Here is a 24151-nt window from a genome sequence, read left to right on the forward strand (position 1 = left end):
GGAAATGAGATGAACAAGACCCTGATTGCCCTGATCCTGGCCCTGAGCGCCGGCCTCTCTCACTCCCATGGCGATGCCAAGCCCCAGCATGGCGGCGTCGTACAGATGGCCGAGGACGTCGGCTTCGAACTGGTGAACGAGGCCGAGGGCCTGGCGATCTACCTGACCGACCATGGCAAGCCGGTTGCCACCACCGGCCTCACCGGGAAGCTGAGCCTGCTGCAGGGCGCCGCCAGGAGCGAGGCCGAGCTGAAGCCGGCGGGCGAAGGCAAGCTGCGCGCCGCCGGCCTCAAGGCCGAGGCCGGCGCCAAGCTGGTGGCGGTGTTGAACGGCATCCGCGGCAAGACGGTCACCGTCCGCTGGAGCCTGCAATGAAGCGCGGCCTGCTTCTGCTTGCCCTGATCGGCAGCACCGCTGCGGCCGTGCAGGACATCCGCTGGAACGAGGCCGGCGTCCACGCCCAGTCGCTCGAGCTGGCACCGGGCAAGTTCGCTGAGGTCTGCGGGCCCTTGAAGGCCGGGCAAAGCGTCGCCTGGTCCTTCGAGGCCGACGGGGCCTTGAACTTCAACATCCACTATCACGAAGGCGAGAAGGTCACGTACCCCGCGCGCGAGAACGGCATCAGCCAGCGCAAGGGCGAGCTCAAGGTCGAGCTCGACCAGGGCTATTGCTGGATGTGGAGCAACAAGGGTGCGCAGCCGGTCAAGCTGAAGCTGGAGCTGCAGCGCCGCTGACGACCCGGTATTCGCTCTGCACCGCGCCGCCGGGCAGGACCTTGGTGGAGACAAGCTCCAGCTTCTGGTCGAAGCCCAGCGGTCCGAACAGCGAGATGCCTTCGCCTATCAAGACCGGCACCTGGGTGCGCACGATGCGGTTGACGCGGTGCTCGCGCAGCGCCTGGTGGATGACGTTGCCGCCGTCCACGTAGACATGCTTGAAGCCGCGGGCCTGCAGCTGGTCCAGCGCCTCGCTGACCGTGCCGTGTATGGGCTCCACCCGAGCCTCGGCCGGTGCCGGCTTGAGACCATGGTGGCTGAGCACGAAGACCGGCTTGTCGCGGTAGAACCAGCCGCCCATGGCCAGCACCACCTCGTAGGTGTTGCGGCCCATCAGCAAGGCATCGACGGTGGCGAAGAAGTCTTCGAAGCCGCCATGGTTCTCGGCCTCGCCGCCGTCGGAGCGCAGGAAGTCGAAGCGGCCGTCGGGCCGGGCGATGAAGCCGTCGACGCTGGTGCCGACGAAGACCGTGGTTTGCATGGCAGGCTCCCGGGCCGTGTGTATCAGCGGGAGATCTTAGGCGGCCAGTTCCCGGCAGGCCTGCATGGCCAGCTCCGCAGCCGGGGACAAGGTGCGGCCGCGCAGCCAGATCAAATGCACGTCGGCAAACAGCGCTTGCTTGACGCCCTTGAGCTGCAACGGCAGCAGGTCGCCGCTGAGCACGGTGGGAAAGCTGTGCGGCAGCATGGCGAGCAGCTCGCCCTCGCGGGCCAGGCTGGACAGCGTGTGCAGGTCATCGCATTCCACCGCCAGCGGCAGCTCGGCTTCATTGCGGAAGCCCAGGGCCTGCGCTACCTGGCGGCGCAGGGCCGGCTTGGTCGAGACCATGCCTATGCCGTGGCGGCGCATGTCCTCGCCATCGGCCTGGCCGCGCTCCAGCAGCGGATGGCCGGGCCGCACATAGGCACCGCCGACGATGCGGGCCAGCGGCCGCAGCTCCAGCCTTGCGTCCGAGGCCAGGAGACGAGGATCGGCGATGAAGAAATCGATTTCCTCGTCCTCAAGCAGGGACAACAGCATGTCGACATTGCCGCTGCGGGCTCGCGTCACCAACTGAGGGGCCTGGCGGCGCAAGGTGCTGAGCAGGGGCGGCACCAGCACAGCCGCCGGCACCGGCCCTGCCCCGAAGGCCAGCTCGCCCAGCTGGCCTTCGCGCAGAAGCACGGCATCGCGCTCCAGGCAGCGGCTGTCGAACACCAGTTGCCGCGCGCGCTCGACCAGGGTGCGGCCGGCCGGCGTCAGCGCCGCGCCCAGCGGCCCGCGCTCGAACAGCCGCAGGCCGAAATGCTCCTCCAGCGTCTGGATGCTGCGGCTGAAGGCGGCCTGGCTCAGGTGCACCCGCTCGGCCGCGGCGACGAAGCGGCCTTCGTCGGCCAGGGCGATCAGGTGGTTCAACTGGCGCAGGTTCATGCGATATGCGCTCCACGCAATGAATGCGAGCAAATTATGCATTGGACGTCATGACCCTCAACCCCGATCCTTCAGGGCTCGCCGAGCCCGGCGCATGCAAGAACACCGCAGGAGACAAGCCCGTGATGAATCCGCTTTCGAAGGCCTGGCCGGTCCTGGCCATCGCCCTGTCCTTGAGCGCCTGCAGCCGCCAGACCGGCATAGGCGGCGCTGCCTCCGATGCCACGGCCACCACAGTGGCCGCCAATGCCCAGTTCGAGCAGAGCCTGCCACTGGGCGACCCGCAGGACTTCGACGACGCCAAGCGCGGCTTCATCGCCCGGCCCGAGGGCAAGATCCTGGCGGCCGACGGCAAGACCGTGCTGGTCGACTTCGACGCCTTCAAGTTCGTGGACGGCCCGGCGCCGGCCACGGTCAATCCCAGCCTCTGGCGCCATGCCCGGCTGAATGCCCAGATCGGCCTGTTCAAGGTCACCGACGGCCTCTACCAGCTGCGCGGCTTCGACATAGGCAACATGTCCCTGATCGAGGGCAAGACCGGCTGGATCGTGGTGGACGCGCTGACCGCCCGCGAAAGCGCCGCCGCCGCCCTGGCCTTTGCGCGCCAGCACCTGGGCAACAAGCCGGTCACGGCCCTGCTGTTCACCCACAGCCATGCCGACCATTTCGGCGGCGCCCTGGGCGTGATCACGCCCGAGGAAGTGGCGGCGCGCAAGGTGCCGGTGATCGCCTCCGCCGGCTTCATCGAGGAATCGACCAGCGAGAACATCCTGGTCGGCACGGCCATGGCGCGCCGCTCTATCTACCAGTTCGGCAAGGACCTGGAGCGTTCGGCCAAGGGCCTGGTGGACACCGGCCTGGGCAAGAACGTGGCCTATGGCGCCATCGGCATCCTGCAGCCCAACAAACTGATCACCCAGGCCACCGAGGAGCTGGAGCTGGACGGCGTGCGCTTCGTCTTCCACAACGTGCCGGGCGCCGAGGCGCCGGCCGAGATGAGCTTCTCGGTGCCTTCGCTCAAGGCCTATGGCGGCGCCGAGAACCTGGCCCAGACCATGCACAACCTGCTGCCGGTGCGCGGCGCCAAGGTGCGCGATGCGCTGCGTTGGAGCGACTACATGCAGCAGGCGCTGGACCAACTGGGTGAGGCCGACGTCTACTTCGGCCAGCACAACTGGCCGATCTGGGGCAACGCCCGCATCGCCGAGTTCATCACCAAGCACCGCGACGTCTACAAGTACACCCATGACCAGACGGTGCGCCTGATCAACGCCGGCCTGACGCCGCGCGAGATTGCCGACACGGTCAAGCTGCCGGCCTCGCTGCAGTCGCACTTCGGTGCTCGCGGCTACTACGGTGACCTGCGCCACAACGTCAAGGCGGTCTACCAGTTCTACCTGGGCGGCTACGACGGCAACCCGGCCAACCTGAACCCGCTGCCGCCGGTGGAGTCGGCCAAGCGCTATGTGCAGCTGGCCGGCGGTGCCGACAAGGCCCTGCAGGCCGCGCAGCAGGCCTTCGATGCCGGCGATTACCGCTGGACGGCCGAGCTGCTGAACCACCTCGTCTATGCCGACGGCAAGAACACGGCCGCCAAGGAGCTGCTGGCCAGGACCTATGACCAGATGGGCTATGCCGCCGAAGCCTCGACCTGGCGCAACAGCTACCTCACGGCCGCGGCCGAGCTGCGCAACGGCCCGCCCAAGAAGGGCATAGACCGCTCATTCCTGATCGACACCCTGATGCAGACGCCGCTGGAACGCTTCTTCGAGGCCATGGCCGCCGGCCTGGACGGCCCGGCCGCCGAGGGCAAGAACCTGAAGATCAACCTGGTGTTCAGCGACCGCAAGGAAAGCTACCAGCTCTGGATCGAAAACGCGGTGCTGCACCACCGCAAGGCCGAGCCGGCCGCCGATGCCAATGCCACGCTGACGCTGACCCATCCGATCTTCATCAAGATGATGGCCGGCACGGCCGGCGCCAAGGACACCCTGATGTCGGACGAGCTCAAGACCAGCGGCAGCCGCATCGACCTGGTGCGCTTCTTCAGCCTGATCGACAAGGCGCCGGGCACCTTCCAGATCGTGACTCGCTGACTTTGGTAACTAGGCCTGCTTGGGCCGCGTGTCCACCGAGAGGCACAGCAGCGCGGTCAGCAGCGCCAGCCCAATGTGGCAGGCGTACAGCGGCACGAAGCTGGTGTGGCTCAGCGTGCCATGGCCCAGCAGCAGCACGGTGACGGCCACGCCGAGCACCGAGCCTATCTGTCGCGTGGCCTGGTTGACCGCGCTGCCTACGGCGTACTGTGCCGGCGGCAGCTTGTGAGCGGCCGCGGCCGACAGCGATGGAAGCACCAGGCCAATGCCGATGCCGTTGAGGATCAGGCCCGGCAGCCAGCGGCCCAGGTAGTCGGGCGAGTCGCCCGGCATGCTCATGAACCAGAGGCCGGCCAGCGCATAGATCAGGGCGCCAGTCACCAGCACCGGCCGGTGGCCCAGCCTGGCGGCAAGGCGTCCGCCGACGATGGCCGAGGGAATCACGATCAGCGGCCCGGGAGTCACGGCCAGACCGGCCTCGGGCAGCGTGTAGTGCCAGATGCCGGTCATGTAGAAGAAGAAGCCGAAGAACATCATCGCGAAGGCGCTGCCGAAGGCCAGCGTCGCCAGGTTGACCATGGCGAACGTGCGGTGGCGAAACAGGCCCAGGTCCACCAGCGGCTGCGGTGTCTTGCGGGCCCAGGCGATGAAGCCGGCCAGCGACAGCACGCCGGTGATGGCGGCGACGAGCAGTTCGCTGCGCGTCCAGTGCGGAGACTCCGACTGCACGATGGACAGGGCGATGGCGCCCACCGCCAGGATCAGCAAGGCCATGCCGACCAGGTCGACCCGGCCATGGCCGTTGCCGCGTGCCTCGCTCAGCACGCCGGCACCGAACCACAGCGCTACGGCCCCCACCGGCAGGTTGATGTAGAAGGCCCAGGGCCAGCCGACGGAATCGACCACGATGGAACCCAGGCAGGGACCGACCGCCGCCGCCAGCGCACTGACCGCACCCCACAGGCTGATCGCCACCGCCCGCTTGCTGGCCGGAAAGGCGGCGAGCACCAGCGAGAGCGAAGCCGGCGTCAGGAGCGCCGCGCCCAGCGCCTGCACCACCCGCGCTGCGATCAGGGCCGGCACATTGCCCGCCAGGCCGCAAGCGGCCGAGGCCGCCAGAAACAGCGTCGCCCCCAGCATGAAGATGCGCTTGCGGCCGCGGCGGTCTGCCAGCGCCCCGGCCGGCACCAGCATGGCGGCGTAGATCACCGTGTAGGCATTCAGGACCCAGGACAAATCGGCCGCCGAGGCGCCGGCAAAGCTGGCGCGCAGCGCCGGGAAGGCGGCGTACAGCAGGGTCGTGTCCAGCGAGACCAGGAAGACGGCGCTGCTGGCGATCCAGAACACCGGCCAGGGGGAACTGGTCGGCGCCGCTGCGGCAGCGGGGGCTGTGGTGGTGCTCATCGCGTGCTCCTCAGGCGGCAGCAAGGTAGGCGGCCTTGGCCGTGCCCAGGCTGGCCTTGACCTGGCGGGTCATCTCGTCGGCCAGCACTTCCTCGGCGCCGGATTCCAGCGCGTCCAGAGCCGCATTGACTATGTCCTCGGGCTTGCTCTTGGGCGCGTCCACCGCCGTGGTCAGGTCGGTATCTACGAAGCCCATGTGCAGGCCCAGCACCTGGGTGTGCTGGCCGCGCAGCTCGTGGCGCAGGCCATTGGTCAGCGCCCAGGCAGCCGACTTGCTGGCGCCATAGACGCCCAGCAGCGGCCGGTTGATCCAGCTGGCAATGGACAGCACATTCAGCACCGCCCCACCGCCATTGGCCGCCAAGGTGGGCGCGAAGGCCTGGGCCAGCAGCAGCGGGCCGAAGAAGTTGACCTCCAGGTGCCGGCGCGCCGATTCGACGCTGCCTGGCGCGAGGAAGCCGCCGAAGTCGGCGATGCCGGCGTTGTTGATCAGCACCGTCACGTCCTTCAGCTCGGCGGCCAGTGCGGCCACTTCATCGGGCCGGGTGACGTCGAGCCGCACCGGCACGACGCCGGGCAGCGTGATCTTGGAAGGGTCGCGGGCCGCGGCGTAAACCTTGCGGGCACCGCGGGCCAGGGCCTCGCGGGCAAAGGCCAGGCCTATGCCGCGGTTGGCGCCGGTGATCAGGACGGTGGCGTTCAGCAGATTCATGGCATTGACTTTCACGGTTATATGATTCTCATCATATAAATGGATCAAGAAATGGCCACCGAAGTGGCCGACGAAATGGGCAGGCCTCAGCGAATGTGCTGGGCCTCCTGGGGTTCGTAGCGCGACAGCAGCTCCTGGCGGCTGCGCTTGAGCAGGGCCCGGCCCTCGGCGTTGTCGCCCAGGGCGCGGGCCAGTTGCAGGCTGCCGACCATCTGAGCCGTGACCACGCCCGCGGCGTCCGCGTCGCCCTCGGGCAGCGAGCGGCGAACCCGGTCGATCAGGCCATGGATGCGAGACAGGCCGGCCTCGTGCACCACGCCGCTCTGGCGTGGCAGCTCGGAGGCCAAGGCCGCCACCGGGCAACCCTGCTCCACCGCCGCCAGATGGCCGTCGCCCAGATAGCTTTCGACCAGGGCCCTGAAGCCGCTCTGGCCCTTGCCGACCTTGGCCTCGGCCCGGGCACCCAGCCTTTCGCTGCTGCTGTGGCCGGCATAGATCAGGGCCTCGGCGATCAGGGCCTCGCGCGAGGCGAAATGGGCATAGAAGCCGCCATGGGTCAGGCCGGCCTCGCGCATCACCTCGGCCACGCCGACGCCGGCCGGTCCTGCGCGACGCAGCGCAGCGGCGGCTGCTTCCAGGATGCGCTGGTGGCTGAGTTCCTTGCGGCTGGGGGTGGTGGACATGGCGGCAACGCAAATATGATGCTCGTCATATTAGTGATCGGATCGACCCGCGTCAAGCGGCTCGAACGAAGTCCTCGGGTCCAGGCATGATGCCCAGCTTTGCAGCGTCGCAAGCCCTGATGCCCCATCTCCGCAACCCCTGGCTGGCCTATGCCTGCCTGGCCCTGTCCACCAGCGTGGTCGGCAGCTACATAGGCCTGTCCAAGCTGCTGCTGAGCGCCTTCCCGGTCTTTCTGCTGGCCTGGCTGCGCTTCGGTTCTGCGGCGGTGCTGATGCTGCCCTGGCTGCGCAAGGAAGCCGGCGAGCTGCCGCTGGACCGGCGCACCCGCATCCTGCTGTTCCTCGAATCCTTCATAGGCAACTTCCTGTTCTCGATCTGCCTGCTGTTCGGCCTGCAGCACAGCTCGGCCCTGGTGGCCGGCGTCATCATGGCCGGCATCCCGGCGGCCGTGGCCTTGCTGAGCCGCATCTTCCTGCGCGAACGAATCCTGCCGCGGGTGCGAATAGCGATTGCCTGCGGCGTGGCCGGCATAGGCCTGCTGGCCTTTGCCCGCGATGGCGGCCAGGGCAGCACCGACCGCTTGGGCGCCCTGCTTCTGCTGGCCGCGATGCTCTGCGAGGCGGCCTATGTGGTGATAGGCAAGCAGCTGACAGCCAGCCTGTCGCCGCGCCGCATCAGCGCCCTGATCAATGGCTGGGGCCTGGTCCTGGTGACGCCGCTGGGCCTGTGGCAAGCCGCCAGCTTCGACTTCGGCACCCCATCGCTTGGCCATTGGCTCGGCCTGTTCGCCTATGCGGCGGCGGCCAGCATCCTGACCGTCTGGCTGTGGATGCAGGGCCTGCGCCAGGTGCCGGCAGCCCAGGCCGGCGTGTTCATGGTCTTCCTGCCGTTGGCCACCGGCCTGGTGGGCCTGCTGGTGCTGGGCGAGCAGGCCGGCAGCCTGCATCTCGCCGCCTATGGCCTGGCCTTGCTGGGCGTGCTGCTGGCAACAACAGCGCATGGCCCGGCCAACAAAAGCTATGGCCCCGCGCCGACCAAGCCGGGCGCCTTGCCCTAGGATGCCGGCCTGCCCTTCTTTCTATCCCGTCCCGCCATGAGCAGCACCGCGCCCCACCCCACCCATCTGCGTGTCCACCAGTTCGCCGGGCTCAAGACCGGCCCCCGCCTGCTGGTGACCGGCGCGGTCCACGGCAACGAGGTGGCCGGCACGCAAGGCATAGAGCGGGTACTGAAGGAGATCGACGAAGGCAAGCTGACCCTGCTGCGCGGCACGCTGACCATGATCCCCATCGTCAACCCGCTGGCCTACCGGCTGCAGCGCCGCGAGGGCGAGCGCAACCTGAACCGCAATCTGCGGCCGGCGCCCATTCCGCAGGACTTCGAGGACCGCATCGCCAACCAGCTCTGCCCCTGGATGGCGGCCAGCGACGTGCTGCTGGACCTGCACAGCTTCAACAACCCCGGCCCGGCCTTCGCGATGATGGGCCCGCGTGACAACGACGGCGAGCTGGAGCCTTTCCGCCACGAGCAGGCCGAGGCCGCGCTGGCCGCCTGCGTCGGCACCTCGCGCATCGTCGAAGGCTGGCTCTCGACCTATGCCCTCGGCCTGCAGCGTCGCGCCGGCCGCGTGAGCGACGGCTCGCGCCAGGCCAGCCTGGTGCAGGACCCGCATTACGGCGTGGGCACCACCGAATACATGCGCAGCCAGGGCGGCTACTGCATCACGCTGGAATGCGGCCAGCATGCCGACCCGCAGGGACCCGAGGTCGCCTACAAGGCCATCCTGCGCACCCTGACCCTGCTGGGCATGATCGCCCCGGGCGCCGTGGAGCTGGCCGACCCCCAGCGCCCCATCGAGCTCTTGCAGCTCTACGAGGTGATCGATCGCGAGCATGCCGACGACCGCTTCGCCCAGTCCTGGTCCAGCTTCGACGAGATCCAGCAAGGCCAGCTGATTGGCACGCGCCACGACGGCACCGAGGTCCGTGCTCCGGCCGGCGGCCGCATCATCTTCCCGAACAACAACGCCCAGGCCGGCCAGGAATGGTTCTACCTGGCCCGCTACAGCGACCGCAAGCTGCCGCAATGAACACCATGAAGCAGATCAAGATCGACTTCGTCTCCGATGTGTCCTGCCCCTGGTGCGCCATCGGCCTCAAGTCGCTGGAGCAGGCGCTGGCAGGCCTGCAGGGCGAGATCCAGGCCAGCGTGCATTTCCAGCCCTTCGAGCTTAACCCGCAGATGGTTCCCGAGGGCGAGGAGATCAACGAACACCTGCTGCGCAAGTACGGCGCCACGCTGGAGCAATTGCAGGGCACCCGCAACGCCATCCGCGAACGCGGCGCCGCACTGGGCTTCACGTTCAGCGTCGAGGCCCGCGACCGCATCTACAACAGCTTCGATGCCCACCGCTTGCTGCACTGGGCCGGCGAGCAAGGCGGCAGCTTGCAGCGCGACCTGAAGCTGGCCCTGTTCACCGCCTATTTCACCGAAGGACTGAACCCGGGCGACCACGAGGTGCTGGTGGCCCGCGCCGCCAGCGTCGGCCTGGATGCCGCTTCAGCCCGCGAGGTGCTGGAGAGCGGGCGCTACGCCGCCGAGGTGCGCCAGCGCGAGGCCTTCTACAACGGCCAGGGTATTCATTCCGTGCCCTCGGTGATCGTCAATGACCGCCACCTGATCCAGGGCGGCCAGCCCCCTGAGGTTTTCACCCAGGCCTTGCGCCAGATTGCGGCCCAGGGCTGAGCGACAATCCGACCCGAGTCACGAACCAGCGATGACGCGCCCCGCCCGGGGCGCGTTTGTTTTACAGCCCTGCAGCAGTCCCGAAGATCCCGTGTTCAAGAACCTGATGGTGTACCGCCTGGCCGCCGAGTGGCAGGCCGATGTGGCGAAGATCGAAGAGGCCCTGGAGGCCGGCCGTTTCATCCCCTGTGGCGCCACCCAGGCGCAATCGGTCGGCTGGGTGCCGCCGCGCGGCATTGAGCACGCGCCCCTGGTCGAGGCCGTGGACGGCCACCTGCTGCTCAAGCTGATGGTCGAGCAGCGCGTGCTGCCCGGTTCGGTGGTCAAGCGCCGGGTCGACGAGATGGCCGCCGCCGAGGAAGCCCAGAGCGGCCGCAAGCCCGGCCGCAAGGCGCTCAAGGAAATGAAGGAATTCGCGACGCAGGAGCTGCTGCCGCTGGCCTTCACCAAGCAGGGCAGCCTGCGCGTCTGGATCGCCCCCAAGCAGCAGTTGCTGATGATCGACGCCTCCAGCCCCTCGCGCGCCGAGGAGGTGGTGAGCCTGCTGGTCAAGGCGCTGGACGGTCTGTCCCTGCACCTGATCCAGACCGCGGAATCGCCGGCCGTCTGCATGGCCGCCTGGCTGATGGACAGCCAGCCGCCGCATGAGTTCACGATCGACCGCGACTGCGAGCTCAAGAGCGGCGACGAGCAGAAGTCCGCCGTGCGCTATGCCCGCCATGCGCTGGACATCGAGGAAGTGAAGTTGCACCTGCAAGCCGGCAAGCAGCCGACCCGCCTGGCCATGAGCTGGCGCGACCGGGTGTCCTTCGTGCTGACCGACACGCTGCAGCTGAAGAAGATCGCCTTCCTGGACCTGGTCTTCGAAGGCCAGGACAAGCCCGGCAAGGACGAGCAGTTCGACGCCGATGCAGCCCTGTCCACCGGCGAGCTGGGCGACCTGATCCCGGCCCTGATCGAGGCCCTGGGCGGCGAGCACGACTTCTTCGGCTCGGCACCGGCGCCGGCGACGCTGCCTGTGGTCGTTGAGAGCAAGGAACCGGCGCTGGAGGGTGCGGCGCCTTGGGATTGATTTGATTGGTGGGCAGATTGTGCCGGCCCAGACGAGGGCCGGGCAGCACCGCCATGGCGCACACCGAATTCTTCGCATGCCACCGTCGTGGTTGCAGGCCCGGCTGAGCCCGCTGCGGGGCGCATGTGGGCAGCCGAGAGCGCAGCAGCCCGGATCGGCGCGCGAATGCGCGCTTCGTTCATCTGACTCAGCGCGATTGTTTGAACGGAGCGCCCGAAGGAAGCGTAGTGAGTTTTGCGCTGCGATCCGGGCTGCGAGCACCGAGGGCAGTCGGCCCCTGGGGCCGACCTGCACGCCTGCGCCCCGCAGCGGGCTCTGCCGGGCCTGTGCTCCAGCCCTCAGTCTTTGACCGCAGCAGCGGCAGCCGCCTCCCGCAACTTGTCCTTCTTGCTCTTGCGCTTGCCCTTGACGCCCCCGTTCGGATCCGAGGCAGGCGCTTCTTCTGTCGCCTCGTAACCCGCAATCTGCTCGCGTTCCACACGCCGGCCCTGGCGCTTTTCGATCAGGCGGAAATGCGCCTCGCTGGCCGGCGGCACGAAGCTGACGGCATCGCCGGTCGCGCCGGCCCGGCCGGTGCGGCCTATGCGGTGCGTGTAGTCGGCCGGCGAGCGCGGCAGGTCGTAGTTGATGACAGCCGGCAGCTCGGGAATGTCGAGGCCGCGGGCCGCCAGATCGGTGGCCACCAGCACCGCGACTTCGCCGCTCTTGAGCGCCACCAGCACCTTGGCGCGGCCGCCCTGGCTCAGCTCGCCATGCAGGGCCGCGGCCTTGATGCCCTTGGCCCAGAGCTTGTCCGACACATGCTCGGTGGCGTACTTGGTGGCCACGAAGACCAGCGCGCGCTGCCAACCTTCGGTCTCAAGCAGATGGCGCAGCAGCGGCGTGCGCTTGTCGGTATCGACCACGATGCTGCGCTGGCGAATCGCCTCCAGCCGCGGCGCCTCGGCCGCCACCGTGATGCGCTGTGGCTCTCGCAGCTGGGCCGCGGCCAGCGCCTCGACCGACTTCGGGAACGTAGCCGAGAACAGCAGGTTCTGGCGTTGGGCCGGCAGCAGTCCCAGCACGCGCTGCAGCTCCTCGGCAAAGCCCAGGGCCAGCAGACGGTCGGCTTCGTCCAGCACCAGGTGCCGGACCGCATCCAGGCGCAGGCCGTTGTGGTCCACGATGTCAAGCAGCCGGCCCGGTGTCGCGACGACGATGTCGCAGCCGCCGCGCAGGCCCATCAGCTGCGGATTGATGGAGACGCCGCCGAAGACCACGGCCACACGCAGACGCTGCGGCAGATGGCGGCTCAGCTCACGCAGCGCATCGCCGACCTGCACGGCCAGTTCACGCGTCGGCAGCAGCAGCAAGGCGCGCGGATCGCGCTGTGGATTGCTTTGCAGCAGCTGCTGCAAGAGCGGCAAGGCATAGGCGGCCGTCTTGCCCGAGCCGGTGGGCGCCAGCGCCAGCAGGTCGCCACCGGCCAGCACGGCGGGAATCGCCGCTTGCTGCACCGGCGTTGGCGCGTGATAGCCCTGATCACGCAGGGCGCGCATGACGGCGGGGCCTAGGCCCAGGGTCTGGAAGGACATGAGGTTTGAGTTTTTCTGGTCAGTCGAACAAGGCGCCCTGCTCGGCCGCGGTCTGGCCGGTGGCGCGGGCCTCGATGCGCAAGAGCTTGAGCTTGGTCTGGATGCCGCCATGGGCCGAGAAGCCGGTGCCGGCACCATCGGCGCCCATCACACGGTGGCAAGGCACGATGGGGGCGAATGGATTGCTGCCCTCAGCCCGGCCGACCGCACGCGCGGCACCGGGCTGGCCCAGGGCCAGCGCCAGCTCGCCGTAGGTGCGGGTCTGGCCGACCGGGATCTGCCGGGTCAGCGCATGGACCTGGCGATTGAAGTCGGCGATCTCGCTTTCGTCGAGCTGCACTTCAAGCAATTGATGCACCTCGCCGCTCAGCAGGGCCCGTACGCCGGCCATCGCCTCGCTGACGAAGGCTGGCGGCTGCTCGCTCTCGCGTGCCGCCGGGAAGCGCACCCGCATGCGATCCCGCGTGGCCGTGGCGCTTTCTTCAGGCAGCTGGCAGCCGCAGATGCCGCGCTCCAGCGTCCAGGCAATGCCGCAGCAGCCCAGGGCGGTTTCATAGCAGTGGAAGAAGACCTGCGGCTTCATGCTGTCCGCCTGGCTGCGCATCAGGCCACCGTTTGCGGTGCGTGGCGGTTCGCCGTCTGGTGCGCCTCGGCATCGGAGGCGATGCCGATGCGGGCGGCATCGGCCAGGCGGGCCACCTCGGCGGCCGGCAGGCTCTTGAGCTTGTGGTCGCTCCAGATCTGGCGCCAGCGGCGAGCACCGGCCTCGCCGTTCCACAGGCCCAGCGCATGGCGCATGGCCTGGGGCCAGTGCTTGCGCGTGGCCTGGCTGCGGTGGTCCAGCCATTCGACCCAGGCCGCCTCGACCTGCTCGCGGCTTTCGGCCGGGCCGGTCGTGCCGAAGAAGCGCTGGTCCCAGGCCGCCATCTGCCAGGGCTCGTGATAGGCCTGGCGGCCGACCATCACGCCGTCCACATGGCGCAGCTGCTCTTCGATTTCGTCGTCGCTCTTGACCCCGCCGTTCAGCACGATGGTGAGCTGCGGGAACTCGCGCTTGAGCTGGTGCACCAGCTCGTAGCGCAGCGGCGGGATCTCGCGGTTTTCCTTGGGGCTCAGGCCCTGCAGCCAGGCGTTGCGGGCATGGACGATGAAGACTTCGCAGCCGGCCTCGGCAATCGTGCCGACGAAGTCGCGCACGAACTCGTAGCTTTCTTCGCGGTCTATGCCTATGCGGTGCTTGACCGTCACCGGGATGCCCACCGCATCGCGCATGGCTTTGACGCCGTCGGCCACCAGCTGCGGCTCGGCCATCAGGCAGGCACCGAAGGCGCCCTTCTGCACCCGCTCGCTGGGGCAGCCGCAATTCAGATTGACCTCGTCATAGCCCCATTGCTCGGCCAGCTTGGCAGCGGCGGCCAGGTCGGCCGGCTCGCTACCGCCGAGCTGCAGGGCGACCGGATGCTCGACGGCGTCGTAGTCCAGATGGCGCGGCACGTCACCATGCAAGAGCGCACCGGTGGTGACCATCTCGGTGTAGAGGCGGGTATGGCGGGTCAGCAAGCGGTGGAAGACGCGGCAGGGGCTGTCGGTCCAGTCCAGCATGGGCGCGACCGACAGTCGCCAGGGATTGGGCTTGGAATTCACCGCCGCATTATCCCAGCGACGCAGTTTTCTCAGGCCTGCTTGCGCTGGTTCAGGGCCAGACCCAGGGCCAGCAGACCCAGGCCGGCGGCCAGGAAGCTGGCGCTGCTCTGCAGCGTGGCCGAACCATTGAAGCCCAGCGGGTCCAGCCACTCGACCGCCGGCGTCTGCACCGACAGGTAGAGGCCGAACAGGAACAGCGAGAGCCAGGCGCGGCCGGAACCGGTCCAGCGACCCAACAGGCTGGCCATCGCGCCCAGGAAAACCAGGCCGCAGACCAGGGCCAAGGCGAGCATCGGCCGGTCCTGGCTCAGGCGCAGCAACACCGGCAGGCTCAAGAGCAGTCCCAGGCCTACGCTGGCCAGCCACTGGCGCAAATAGCGGTTGCGCGGACCACCGGGCACGGCCCCGCCCAGGCCCAGCAGGCCGGCCTGCTGGTCGCGCGAAGCGATGTCGGTGATGAGGATGCCCCAGAGCAGGCTGGTCGCCGCAAGCGCGGACCCCATCCGGTTGGCCGGGCTGAGCACGCCAGCGACGAGGGCCGCGAGTCCCAGCAGCACGCCTAGCGGGCTGGCACTCAAGGCCACGACCATCTCGGCCGCCACCTGACCGGCCAGACCGGGCAGACGAGCCACCAGCGGCAACAACCGGTTCACGCCACGGGCCAGCGGCCGCAGCAGATGTTGCAGCGCGGCCAACCAGCTCTGCTTGGCCGCATTGCTGGAAGCCTTGACCCGGTCCGGCGAGTAGCGATGGAAAAGCAGCACGGCCAGGCCCAGCGGCAGCAGGGCCAGCAGGGCCGAGCCCAGGCGCAGGGCAAGCAACTGCAGCGTCCAGAAGCTGCCGTGCAGCTGCACCGGCGCCAGCGAGGCGTCGAAGCCCGAGCCGCCCAGGCTGAAGCTGCGCACGTTCAAGAGCTCGGACATGCGGATCAGGTGGGCCGGCATGCCCGAGATGTCGAACACCAGCCAGGCGGTGATACGCGGATGCTCGGCGCTCATGGTCAGCGGCAGCGCCACGAACTGGGCGATCCAGAGGCTGAAGAACAGCAGGTCGCCGCGCTTGCCCATCAGCGGCGCCCAGGCATCACACAGCACGGCCATGCTGGCGCAAAGCATGAGCACCGGGCCGAGCACAAGCAGATAGGTCGAGACATAGGTCCAGGGCTCCAGCGGGCCGACGCCGCGCACCAGGTGCAGCACCCAGACCGTCAAGAGCAAGGCGCCCATCAACGAAGCCAGGTAGAGCAAGGCGCCGAGCCAGCGCGCCAGCAGCAGCGTGGCATTGCTGACCGGTGTGGAAGCCAGCACGCCGGCCATGCCGCTGGCCAGATCCAGCTGGGTGCGGCCACGGGCCAGGTAGAAGCCGGCCAGGCCCATCAACATGCCGGCGGTCAGCGCCGTGCCATAGGCCAGGGCCTGGCTCTGGTAGGCCAGGCGCTGCTTGCCCATCACCATCATGGCGCGGCCGCTCTCGGGGTCGGCCACCAGCAGCCAGCACAGCAGCACCACGGCTGCCACGCAGACCAGGCTGCCGATGCGGCGCGAGCGCAGCCGGAATTCGTCCAGCACCAGGGCCTTCAAGGCCAATGTCTGCAGGCCCGTTTTCATGCCGGCACCGCCTGCAGGGCATAGCGCTGCGCCATCAGCGCTTCTTCCAGGCTGGGCTCGCCCGGGCTGGCCTCGTGGCAGGGCTGCTCGCCATGGGCCATGCGCACCTGGATGCGTTCGCCCTGGCGCTGGGCATGCAGCACATGGACCTGGCCGCGCAGCGCTTCGTAATGGGCCGGTTCCAGCGAGGCGGTCCAGATGCGGCCGCGGGCGTCCAACAGCAGCTGCTCGGGCGTGTCGAAGGCCACCAGCCGGCCCTGGCGCAGGATGGCCAGCTGCCTGGCCATGTTCTCGATGTCGGACACGATGTGGGTCGAGACGATCACCAGCTTGGAGAAGCCGATCTCGGACAGCAGGTTGCGGAAGCGCAGCCGCTCCTCGGGGTCCAGGCCGGCCGTGGGCTCATCGACGATCAGCACGTCGGGGTCGTTCAGCAAGGCCTGGGCAATGCCGAGGCGCTGGCGCATGCCGCCCGAAAAGCCTATGGCCAGGCGGTTCGCTTGCTCATGCAGGTTGACCAGTTCCAGCAGGCGGCGGATGCGCGCCGCATCGCGAACGCCCTTGAGCGCGGCGAAGTACTGCAGGAATTCCAGCGCCGTCAGATGGGACGGCACGCTGAAGTCCTGCGGCAGATAGCCCAGACGGCGGCGCATGGCCTCGGGCCGGGCGACTATGCATTGGCCGTCCAGCAGGATGCGGCCGCTGGTGGGTTTGCTCAGCGTGGCCAGCAACTGCATCAGCGTGCTCTTGCCGGCGCCGTTGTGGCCCACCAGGCCCAGCACGCCGGGGCCCAGCTCCAGCGAAACATCGTCCAGCGCGCGCAGCTTGCCGCCGTGGACCTTGACCAAGTTCTGAATGCTCAGCATCGCTTTTCCTCTTGCTTGCCCGTTCTGGAATGGGCGGCAGATTAGCGATGCGAGACGCCACCGGCGCCACGCTTACGACGCATGGTCGGGCGGCGGGGTCAGGCCGCGAATGCGGCAGACAGCCGGTCGGTTCAGTTCGCGCTGGCGGCACTGGCCGCAGTTGCGGCTGCAGCCGGTGGCGGCGGCGGGCAGGCCTTGGCCGCGCCCATCCCCTTGAGGAAGGCGCGGCGCGAGCGGCCGGCCACCACGGCCGCAGCGACTTCCTTGGAATAGCGCTCGGCTCCCGTGAGCTTGCGCAGCCAGCCGCGGAAAGGCAGCAAGCCCTCGGCCGTGCGCTTGAGCGCGTCCAGCGCCGCGTCGCCGACCATCTCGCCGCCCTTCTCCATGGTTCCCTGCTCGGGCCGCGGCGGCGCATCGATGTCAGGGCCCAGGGCCTCGTCCAGCGGCGCCAGTGCGGCCAGCAGGCCGGCGCAGCTGACATCCGCCGGCAACTTGTAGGGGCCGGCCTGCGCCTCCTGCAGCACCTGTGGAATCTTGTCGCGCACCAGGTTCAGGTCGGACAGCGGCGCCGTGGCCGCATTGCCGATGCGCTCGCCGGTGTCGGGCCGGCTGGCGCAGCCGACGAGCAGCAGCAGGCCGCCGCACAGGCTGATCACGATCTTCGGACTGCTCATGCCGCTCCTAGAACAGGCCGCTGATGCGGCCCTCGTCGTCCACGTCGATACGCTCGGCCGCCGGTTCGCGCGGCAGGCCGGGCATGGTCATGATGTCACCGCAGATCGCGGTGACGAAGCCGGCGCCGGCATTGAGCCGCAGCTCGCGCACCCGCAAGCTGTGGCCGCTGGGCGCGGCCAGCAGCTTGGGATCGGTGCTGAACGAATACTGGGTCTTGGCGATGCAGACCGGCAGTTGGCTGAAGCCCAGGGCCTGCAGTTCGGCCAGCTGGAAGCGCGCCTTGGGCTCCAGCTCGATGTCGGCCGCGTGATAGATGCGCCGCGCCACGCTGACGATCTTCTGCTCCAGCGGCATCGCATCCTCGTAAAGGAACTGCAGGTCGGCCGCGCCGCTCTCGCAGGCCTTGACGACCTCGCGAGCCAGGGCCGCTGCGCCGGTGCCCCCCTCGGCCCAATGCGTGGCCAGCACGCAGGCCACGCCCAGGGCCGCGCATTCCTGCTGGATCAGGGCGATCTCCTCCGGCGTGTCGGCATCGAAGCGGTTGATCGAAACCACGGCCGGCAGTCCGTACTGCAGCCGCACGTTCTCCACATGGCGGCGCAGGTTGGCCAGGCCGGCCTGCAGGGCCGCCAGCCCCTCGAGCGCACCCCCATGGTGACGCAGAGCCCGCACCGTGGCGACGATCACAGCGCAGCCCGGTTTCAGGCCCGATTGCCGGCACTTGATGTCGATAAACTTTTCTGCCCCCAGGTCGGCGCCGAAGCCGGCCTCGGTGACCACGTAGTCGGCCAGCTTGAGCGCCGTGCGCGTGGCGATCAGGGAATTGCAGCCGTGGGCGATGTTGGCGAAGGGGCCGCCATGGACGAAGGCGAGGTTGCCCTCCAGCGTCTGGACGATGTTGGGCGCCAGCGCGTCCTTGAGCAGGGCCGCCATGGCGCCGTCGGCCTTCAGCTGCCTGGCCGTGATCGGCTTCTTGTCGGCCGTGTAGCCGATGACGATGCGGCCCAGCCGCTGCTTCAGGTCGGCCAGCGAAGTGGCCAGGCACAGGATGGCCATCACCTCGGAAGCCACGACGATGTCGAAGCCGTCCTCGCGCGGATAGCCGTTGGCCGGGCCGCCCAGGCCCACCGTGATCTGGCGCAGCGCCCGGTCGTTCATGTCGACCACGCGGCGCCAGACGATGCGGCGCAGGTCCAGCCCCAGCGCATTGCCGTGGTTGATGTGGTTGTCTATCAGCGCGGCCAGCAGGTTGTTGGCCAGTTGGATGGCGTGGAAATCGCCGGTGAAATGGAGGTTGATGTCCTCCATCGGCACGACCTGGGCCATTCCGCCGCCGGCCGCTCCCCCCTTCATGCCGAAGCAGGGACCCAGCGAAGGCTCGCGCAGGCAGATGATGGCCTGCTTGCCCAGGTGGTTGAGTCCGTCACCCAGACCGACCGTGGTCGTGGTCTTGCCTTCGCCCGGCGGCGTCGGCGTGATCGCGGTGACCAGCACCAGGTGGCCGTCGGGCCGGTCCTGCAGGCGGGCCACATGCTCGAGCGAGAGCTTGGCCTTGTAGCGGCCGTAGGGGCTGAGCGCCTCTTCCGGCAGGCCCAGCCGCTGCACGGCCAGCGGAACAATGGGCTGCAAGGTCGCCGCCTGGGCGATCTCTATGTCTGTGCGCATGGCTGTTCGCAATCCTTTGTGGGGACGGGACCGCGCCAGACAGCGCGCGGCAAGATCGATCGGTGCGGGCGATTATGGTCCCCGCAAACGAGCGCCCCTTTCGGGCGCATTTCGCACAACCCATCGAATTTACGGATGACGTTCGCGCCGCCACTGGCCGACATTGCAGGCAAGACGCCTCCGTCTGTCGCGCCCTTGTGCGTGGGAGAGTGCCCGCATGCTCGATGAGTCGATTGGGATTCGCAGTCCGCAGCCTGGCTGGCCTTCGGTCAAGCAGCTGCTGGATGGCTTCAACAGTGCCGAGGGGCCGCTGCCGCAGCCCTTCAACCGGCGCCGCCGACGCATGCTCGTGCTCGGCAGTCTGTTCATTCTTTTCACCGTCAGCTTCTGGGCCTGTTTCTTCGCGTTCAAGGGCCAGTTCTGGCTGACCGCGCTCGACCTGGCCCTGGCAGTCTCGGCCGGCGGCGTGCTGTGGATGGCGCGAAACAGCCAGCTTCGCCTGGCCGGTCTGGTGTTCCTCGCAATCTGCCTGTCCTTCCTGCTGGTCGTGGCCACGCTGGCCGACGTTCCGACCACCGTGGCCCCCCGCACCCTGCACCTCTACATGGTGCCGCTGACGGTCTACAGCGTGTTCCTGCTGCAGCACGAACGCTTCGCGGTCCGGGCCTTCGTGGTGACCGTGGTGCTGCTGTGCTTCGCGGTGCTGGCCATGGCGCCGGTGGACCTGGCCCATCAGCATTTCATGAGCGAGTCGCAACGCCGGGTCGGCGCCGTGCTCAACGTGATCAGCTCCACGGTGCTGCTGTTCCTGGTCATCGACATCATGCTGCGCGAGGCCAAGGAGACCTCGGCGCTGGAGCTGGACTTTGCCCGCGCCGTCGCCACCGGCGAGGTGCTGGCCTACCTGCAGCCGCAGTGCACGGCCGATGGCCGCATCGTCGGCGCCGAGGCCCTGATGCGCTGGCGGCATTCCAAGCGCGGCTATGTCTCGCCGGCCGAATTCATCCCCATGGCCGAGCGCTCGGGCCTGATCATCCCGGCCGGCGAGCAGATCGCGGCCATCATCTGCAAGGCCCTGCACCGCTGGGAGGACGACCCGGTGCTGCGCGAGCTGACCGTCTCGGTCAACGTCAGCTCGGCCCAGCTGTTCTCGGGCGCTTCGACCGCGCGGCTGCTGGGCACCGTGTCGGAGGCCGCGGCGCCGCGCGCCTCGCTGAAGTTCGAGCTGACCGAATCCATGTTCGTGCAGGACTTCCAGGCGGTGCGCGGCAAGATGGAAGAGATCCGCGGCCAGGGCATCCGCATGGCGCTGGACGACTTCGGCACCGGCTTCTCCTCGCTGTCCTACCTGAAGCAGTTGCCGCTGGACCAGATCAAGGTGGACCAGAGCTTCGTGCGTGATCTGCCCGGCGATGCCAGCGCGGCCAAGATCGCTGCCACCATCGTCCACCTGGGCGAGGACCTGGGCCTGGAGGTGGTGGCCGAAGGCGTGGAGAACCGCGAGCAGTTGACGGCGCTGGAGGCGATGGGCTGCCGCATCTTTCAGGGCTTCCTGTTCGCGCGGCCGCTGCCGCTAGAGGAATTCGAGGCCCTGGCGCGCAGCGGCAAGACCCTGCCCGTGGCCTGAACCGGCCGCGCCAACTCCCCCCGTCAGCAGGATTGCCTGGGCCGGCCCGCGGGCCGACGATAGCGGCTGCCGTGCCCAAGGAGTAACTCGCAGTCATGCAAGCGGCTTTGCCCCAACCGCCCGAGACCCTCCAGCGCCCGTCCGCCCTGCACCGGCGGCTGCATCGCTTCAATGCCGCCGAAGGCCGGCTCCCGGCCGGTTTCAATCGGCGGCGCCAGCGCCTGCTGAAGGTGGCCGCCGCCGCCATCGCCATGCTGGGTTGCGGCTGGGCGCTGTACTACCTGATCAACGCCGACTTCATGCTGGCCGCCGGCAACCTGGCCCTGGCCGCCGGCGCCGTGCTGATGCATGGCCTGCAACGCCGCGGCCTGGCACGCCTGGCCGGCTTCCTGTTCCTGCTGATAGGTCTGCTGGCCGTGATGGCCGTGTCCTACTTCGCCGACATCCCCACGGCCTCGGTGCCGCGCACCTTGCAGCTCTACCTCGCGCCGCTGACGGTCTACGGCATCTTCCTGCTGCAGCACGAGAAGGCCACGGTGCGCATAGGCCTGGCCATGCTGACCTTGCTCACCCTGGCCCTGCTGGCGCTGGCACCGGCCCAGCCGGAAGCGCTGCACATCATGGGTCCCGAGGTACTGCCGCGCAGGGTGGGCGCCCTGGTCAACGTGATCGGCGCCTCGGTGCTGCTCTACCTGGCGGTCGACATCATGCTGCGCGAGGCCCGCGAGTCGTCGGCGCTTGAACTGGACTTCGCCCGCGCCGTCGCCACCGGCGACCTGCAGGCCTATCTGCAGCCTCAGTGCAGCGCCGACGGCCGCATCACCGGCGCCGAGGCGCTGATGCGCTGGCGGCATTCGGAACGCGGCTGGATCTCGCCGGCCGAGTTCATCCCCATGGCCGAGCGCTCCGGCCTGATCATTCCGGCCGGCGAGCAGATCGCCACCAGCATCTGCCGCGCACTGAGGCGCTGGGAAACCGACCCGGTGCTGAGCCGGCTCAAGGTCTCGGTCAATGTGAGCCCGGCCCAGCTCTTGAGCGGCCAATCGGCCGAGCGGCTGCTGGCCATCGTCGAGACCACCGGGGCGCCGCGCTCGGCCCTGATGTTCGAGCTGACAGAGTCCATGTTCGCCCACGACTTCCAGGCCATGCTGGGCAAGATGAACGGCTTCCGCGCCCAGGGCATACGCATGGCGCTGGACGACTTCGGCACCGGCTTCTCCTCGCTGGCCTACCTGAAGCAGTTGCCGCTGGACCAGCTCAAGGTGGACCAGAGCTTTGTGCGCGACCTGCCAGCAGACGGCAGCTCGGCGCGCATCGCCTCCACCATCGTCAATCTTGGCCACGACCTGGGCCTAGAGCTGGTGGCCGAAGGCGTTGAAAAGCGCGAGCAGCTGCAGGCCCTGCAGGCCATGGGCTGCTCGGTCTTCCAGGGCTACCTGTTCGGCCGCCCCATGCCATTGGAGGAGTTCGAGGAGCTGGCCCGCAACGGGCGCTCCCTGCTGGCCTCGGTCTAGGCGGGGCTCAGGTCAGTCCGCGCAGCGGATGCTCGGCCGGAGCCCAGGGGCTGGCGAAGAACTCGGCCACCAGGGCCGGCGTCACGTCCTCGATGCGGGCCGGGTTCCAGCGCGGGCTGTGGTCCTTGTCGACCGCCAGAGCGCGTATGCCTTCCACTGTCTCAGAGGCCGCGCCGGGACGCAGCGTGAAGCAGCGGTGCACCAGGTCGCGCTCCATGCGCAGGTCTTCGGCCAGGCTCATGCCGCGGGCGCGGCGCACTTGCTCCAGCGTCACGGCCAGCATCAGTGGGGAGCGCTTGCGCAGCGTGGCCAGGGTCTCCAGCGACCAGGCATCGCCGGCCGCCTGCAGCGACTCGCAGATGGCCAGCACCGTGGGCTTGGAGAAATGCTGGTCTATGCGCTTGCGCAGTTCCAGGTCGTCGGCCGGCGCGGCCAGGTCGGCTCGCTCCATCACCGTGGCCACCACATGCTCGGCGCTGGATTGCTCGCCACGGCGGAAGGCCTCGATGATGGCCGGCAGCTCGGCCGCGCGGACAAAGACGTCGCCCAGGCCCAGGGCGATGGCATCGCCGGCGCCAATCGGCTGGCCGGTCAGGGCCAGCCATTCACCGCTGTGGCCGGGACACTGGCCCAGGAACCAGCCGCCGCCCACGTCCGGGAACAGGCCGATATTGGTCTCGGGCATGGCCAGCTTGCTGTGCTCGGTCAGTACGCGCAGCTTGGCGCCCTGGCTGATGCCCATGCCACCGCCCATGACCACGCCGTCCATCAGGGCGATGTAGGGCTTGGGATAGGCGTGGATCAGGTGATTGAGCGCGTATTCCTCGGTGAAGAAATCCTCCAGCGCGCTATCGCCCGCCAGGGCCGCGGCATGGAAGAAGCGGATGTCACCACCAGCACAGAACGCGGCCGGCTTGCCCTCGCGGCCGGCGCCGAGGATGACCACGGCCTCGATGGCGGGCTCGGCCGCCCAGGATTTCAGCAGCGCGGTCAGGTCGCGGATCATGGCCAGTGACAGCGCATTCAGCGCCTGCGCCCGGTTCAGCGTGATCAGGCCCAGGCAGCCGTTGACTTCGGCCAGCACCTGGCCATCGGATTGCAGGGTCGGGAGAGCGGATGCAGCGGCGGTCATGCCAGGGAACTCCAGGAAACTTCTAGGAACGGACGGAAAATCAGCGGCGCCTCAGGGCCAGCAGCTCATTGCCGGCCAGGGCGGCCAGCACGATAGCACCGCCAACAAGCACGGCACCAGACGGCGCTTCACCGGCGCCGACCCATGTCCAGAGGACACCGAAGATCACCTCCAGCTGCCCCAGCAGTGCGATCTCGGGCGCCGGCAGCACGCGGCTCAGGCGCACGACCAGCAGGCAGGGAATGGCCAGCTGCACCAGGCCGAGGAAGGCCAGCAGGCCCAGGTCATGCGCCGAAGCCTGCAGCGGCCAAGCCAGCGGCAAGGTGATCGCGGCCGACAGCAGCGCACCTATCAGCACGGCGGGCAGCATGTCCTGGCCGGCTGCCGGTTTCTCGGGATCGGCTGCGCCATGGGTCACGCGCTGCAACAGTGTCCAGTTGGTCGCCGCGGCCAGCGGCACCAGCAGGGCCACCAGCACGCCCTTCAGGCCACCGGCATCGGCTTCATGGCCGAACATCCAGGCGATGCCGAGCGTGGCCAGCGCGATGGCGGCCCAGGTGCGTCCAGGCAGCTTGTGATGCAGGAACAGCCGCGAGAACAGCGCCGTCAGCAGCGGCCCCAGGGCCATGGTGACCAGCACCGTTGCGACGCTGGCCAGGGTGATGGCCACCATGAAGGCGGTGAACATCGCCGCCCAGCACAGGCCCGACCACCACACCAGCCGCGGCGCCGCCAGCAACTGCGCCCAGAGCCCCGGCCCTCTCAGCCAGCGCAGCAGCGCGATCAGCGACAGCGCATTAAAGGCACTGCGCCAGAAGGTCACCTCGAAGCTGCGCGCCGCTTCCAGATGACGCGTCACGACCCCCGCCGTGCTCCACATCAGCGTCACCAAAATCATCAACAACACCGCTCGACGATGGCTCATGAAATTAGAGAGCCGCCAACGG

The 24151-nt window shown here is 68.6% G+C and carries 23 protein-coding genes; 9 read left to right on the plus strand and 14 right to left on the minus strand.

Annotation, left to right across the window (positions count from 1 at the left end):
• Positions 1 to 9 precede the first annotated feature (9 nt).
• Together QT382_RS04905 and QT382_RS04910 are read left to right on the plus strand one after the other, a co-directional pair.
• On the plus strand, positions 10 to 375 hold the full coding sequence (locus QT382_RS04905) for a hypothetical protein (protein ID WP_289252926.1): 366 nt from the start codon (positions 10 to 12) through the stop codon (positions 373 to 375).
• The gene (locus QT382_RS04910; protein ID WP_289252927.1) at positions 372 to 734 is read left to right on the plus strand and encodes a hypothetical protein; all 363 of its coding nucleotides are present in this window, start codon (positions 372 to 374) and stop codon (positions 732 to 734) included. The genes QT382_RS04905 and QT382_RS04910 overlap by 4 nt, the downstream gene beginning before the upstream one ends.
• Here QT382_RS04910 and QT382_RS04915 read toward each other — a convergent pair.
• Together QT382_RS04915 and QT382_RS04920 are read right to left on the minus strand one after the other, a co-directional pair.
• Entirely contained in the window at positions 703 to 1257 is a 555-nt protein-coding gene (locus QT382_RS04915; RefSeq protein WP_289252928.1) for a dihydrofolate reductase family protein, read from the minus strand. The two genes, QT382_RS04910 and QT382_RS04915, sit on opposite strands and share 32 nt — an antisense overlap.
• Positions 1258 to 1293: 36 nt before the next feature.
• Positions 1294 to 2187, minus strand: a complete 894-nt coding sequence (locus QT382_RS04920; RefSeq protein ID WP_289252929.1) for a LysR family transcriptional regulator — start codon at positions 2185 to 2187, stop codon at positions 1294 to 1296.
• A gap of 125 nt (positions 2188 to 2312) precedes the next feature.
• On the opposite strand from QT382_RS04920, the gene QT382_RS04925 reads away from it, so the two are divergent.
• The gene (locus tag QT382_RS04925; RefSeq protein WP_289252930.1) at positions 2313 to 4283 is read left to right on the plus strand and encodes an alkyl/aryl-sulfatase; all 1971 of its coding nucleotides are present in this window, start codon (positions 2313 to 2315) and stop codon (positions 4281 to 4283) included.
• 9 nt (positions 4284 to 4292) lie between these two features.
• Here the strand turns inward: QT382_RS04925 and QT382_RS04930 are convergent, their stop codons facing one another.
• From QT382_RS04930 to QT382_RS04940, 3 genes are all read right to left on the minus strand, one after another.
• Positions 4293 to 5687: a DHA2 family efflux MFS transporter permease subunit gene (locus QT382_RS04930; RefSeq protein ID WP_289252931.1), complete on the minus strand. Its 1395-nt coding sequence runs from the start codon at positions 5685 to 5687 to the stop codon at positions 4293 to 4295.
• A gap of 10 nt (positions 5688 to 5697) precedes the next feature.
• Entirely contained in the window at positions 5698 to 6399 is a 702-nt protein-coding gene (locus QT382_RS04935; RefSeq protein WP_289252932.1) for an SDR family oxidoreductase, read from the minus strand.
• A gap of 86 nt (positions 6400 to 6485) precedes the next feature.
• Positions 6486 to 7082, minus strand: coding sequence for a TetR/AcrR family transcriptional regulator (locus QT382_RS04940; RefSeq protein WP_289252933.1), 597 nt, complete (start codon positions 7080 to 7082; stop codon positions 6486 to 6488).
• Between the two features lie 119 nt (positions 7083 to 7201).
• On the opposite strand from QT382_RS04940, the gene QT382_RS04945 reads away from it, so the two are divergent.
• The 4 genes from QT382_RS04945 to QT382_RS04960 all read left to right on the plus strand — a co-directional run bounded on the left by QT382_RS04945 (position 7202) and on the right by QT382_RS04960 (position 10900).
• A complete protein-coding gene (locus QT382_RS04945) occupies positions 7202 to 8140 on the plus strand; it encodes a DMT family transporter (RefSeq protein ID WP_289252934.1) in 939 nt (312 codons plus the stop codon).
• Positions 8141 to 8176: 36 nt separating this feature from the next.
• Positions 8177 to 9172 (plus strand): succinylglutamate desuccinylase/aspartoacylase family protein, encoded by a 996-nt coding sequence (locus tag QT382_RS04950; RefSeq protein WP_289252935.1) that lies wholly within the window; start codon positions 8177 to 8179, stop codon positions 9170 to 9172.
• 5 nt (positions 9173 to 9177) lie between these two features.
• On the plus strand, positions 9178 to 9828 hold the full coding sequence (locus QT382_RS04955; protein ID WP_289252936.1) for a DsbA family oxidoreductase: 651 nt from the start codon (positions 9178 to 9180) through the stop codon (positions 9826 to 9828).
• A gap of 91 nt (positions 9829 to 9919) precedes the next feature.
• The gene (locus QT382_RS04960; RefSeq protein WP_289252937.1) at positions 9920 to 10900 is read left to right on the plus strand and encodes a recombination-associated protein RdgC; all 981 of its coding nucleotides are present in this window, start codon (positions 9920 to 9922) and stop codon (positions 10898 to 10900) included.
• A gap of 338 nt (positions 10901 to 11238) precedes the next feature.
• On the opposite strand, the gene QT382_RS04965 is transcribed toward QT382_RS04960, so the two are convergent.
• The 7 genes from QT382_RS04965 to QT382_RS04995 form a co-directional block, all read right to left on the minus strand.
• Complete coding sequence (locus tag QT382_RS04965) at positions 11239 to 12474, minus strand: DEAD/DEAH box helicase (protein ID WP_289252938.1); 1236 nt, start codon at positions 12472 to 12474, stop codon at positions 11239 to 11241.
• 19 nt (positions 12475 to 12493) lie between these two features.
• Entirely contained in the window at positions 12494 to 13057 is a 564-nt protein-coding gene (locus QT382_RS04970; protein WP_289252939.1) for a methylated-DNA--[protein]-cysteine S-methyltransferase, read from the minus strand.
• A gap of 20 nt (positions 13058 to 13077) precedes the next feature.
• Positions 13078 to 14076 carry a tRNA dihydrouridine(20/20a) synthase DusA gene (gene dusA / locus QT382_RS04975; protein WP_502929878.1) on the minus strand — a complete coding sequence of 333 codons (999 nt, stop codon included), beginning with the start codon at positions 14074 to 14076 and terminating at the stop codon, positions 13078 to 13080.
• Between the two features lie 71 nt (positions 14077 to 14147).
• Entirely contained in the window at positions 14148 to 15725 is a 1578-nt protein-coding gene (locus QT382_RS04980) for an ABC transporter permease (protein ID WP_289252941.1), read from the minus strand.
• Positions 15722 to 16591, minus strand: coding sequence for an ABC transporter ATP-binding protein (locus QT382_RS04985; RefSeq protein ID WP_289252942.1), 870 nt, complete (start codon positions 16589 to 16591; stop codon positions 15722 to 15724). Before QT382_RS04985 ends, QT382_RS04980 begins: the two co-directional genes overlap by 4 nt.
• Before the next feature lie 131 nt (positions 16592 to 16722).
• Positions 16723 to 17265 (minus strand): hypothetical protein, encoded by a 543-nt coding sequence (locus tag QT382_RS04990; RefSeq protein WP_289252943.1) that lies wholly within the window; start codon positions 17263 to 17265, stop codon positions 16723 to 16725.
• 7 nt (positions 17266 to 17272) lie between these two features.
• Positions 17273 to 18931, minus strand: coding sequence for a formate--tetrahydrofolate ligase (locus QT382_RS04995; protein ID WP_289252944.1), 1659 nt, complete (start codon positions 18929 to 18931; stop codon positions 17273 to 17275).
• 217 nt (positions 18932 to 19148) lie between these two features.
• Between QT382_RS04995 and QT382_RS05000 the strand changes: the two genes are divergently transcribed.
• Both QT382_RS05000 and QT382_RS05005 read left to right on the plus strand, forming a co-directional pair.
• Positions 19149 to 20558, plus strand: coding sequence for a putative bifunctional diguanylate cyclase/phosphodiesterase (locus QT382_RS05000; RefSeq protein ID WP_289252945.1), 1410 nt, complete (start codon positions 19149 to 19151; stop codon positions 20556 to 20558).
• A gap of 95 nt (positions 20559 to 20653) precedes the next feature.
• On the plus strand, positions 20654 to 22072 hold the full coding sequence (locus tag QT382_RS05005; RefSeq protein ID WP_289252946.1) for a putative bifunctional diguanylate cyclase/phosphodiesterase: 1419 nt from the start codon (positions 20654 to 20656) through the stop codon (positions 22070 to 22072).
• A gap of 7 nt (positions 22073 to 22079) precedes the next feature.
• On the opposite strand, the gene QT382_RS05010 is transcribed toward QT382_RS05005, so the two are convergent.
• Positions 22080 to 23204, minus strand: a complete 1125-nt coding sequence (locus tag QT382_RS05010) for an enoyl-CoA hydratase/isomerase family protein (protein WP_289252947.1) — start codon at positions 23202 to 23204, stop codon at positions 22080 to 22082.
• Positions 23205 to 23244: 40 nt separating this feature from the next.
• Positions 23245 to 24129: a DMT family transporter gene (locus tag QT382_RS05015; RefSeq protein ID WP_289252948.1), complete on the minus strand. Its 885-nt coding sequence runs from the start codon at positions 24127 to 24129 to the stop codon at positions 23245 to 23247.
• Positions 24130 to 24151: the final 22 nt, after the last annotated feature.

Origin of the sequence: Pelomonas sp. SE-A7 (assembly GCF_030345705.1) — a bacterium.
GTDB lineage: Bacteria > Pseudomonadota > Gammaproteobacteria > Burkholderiales > Burkholderiaceae_C > JAUASW01.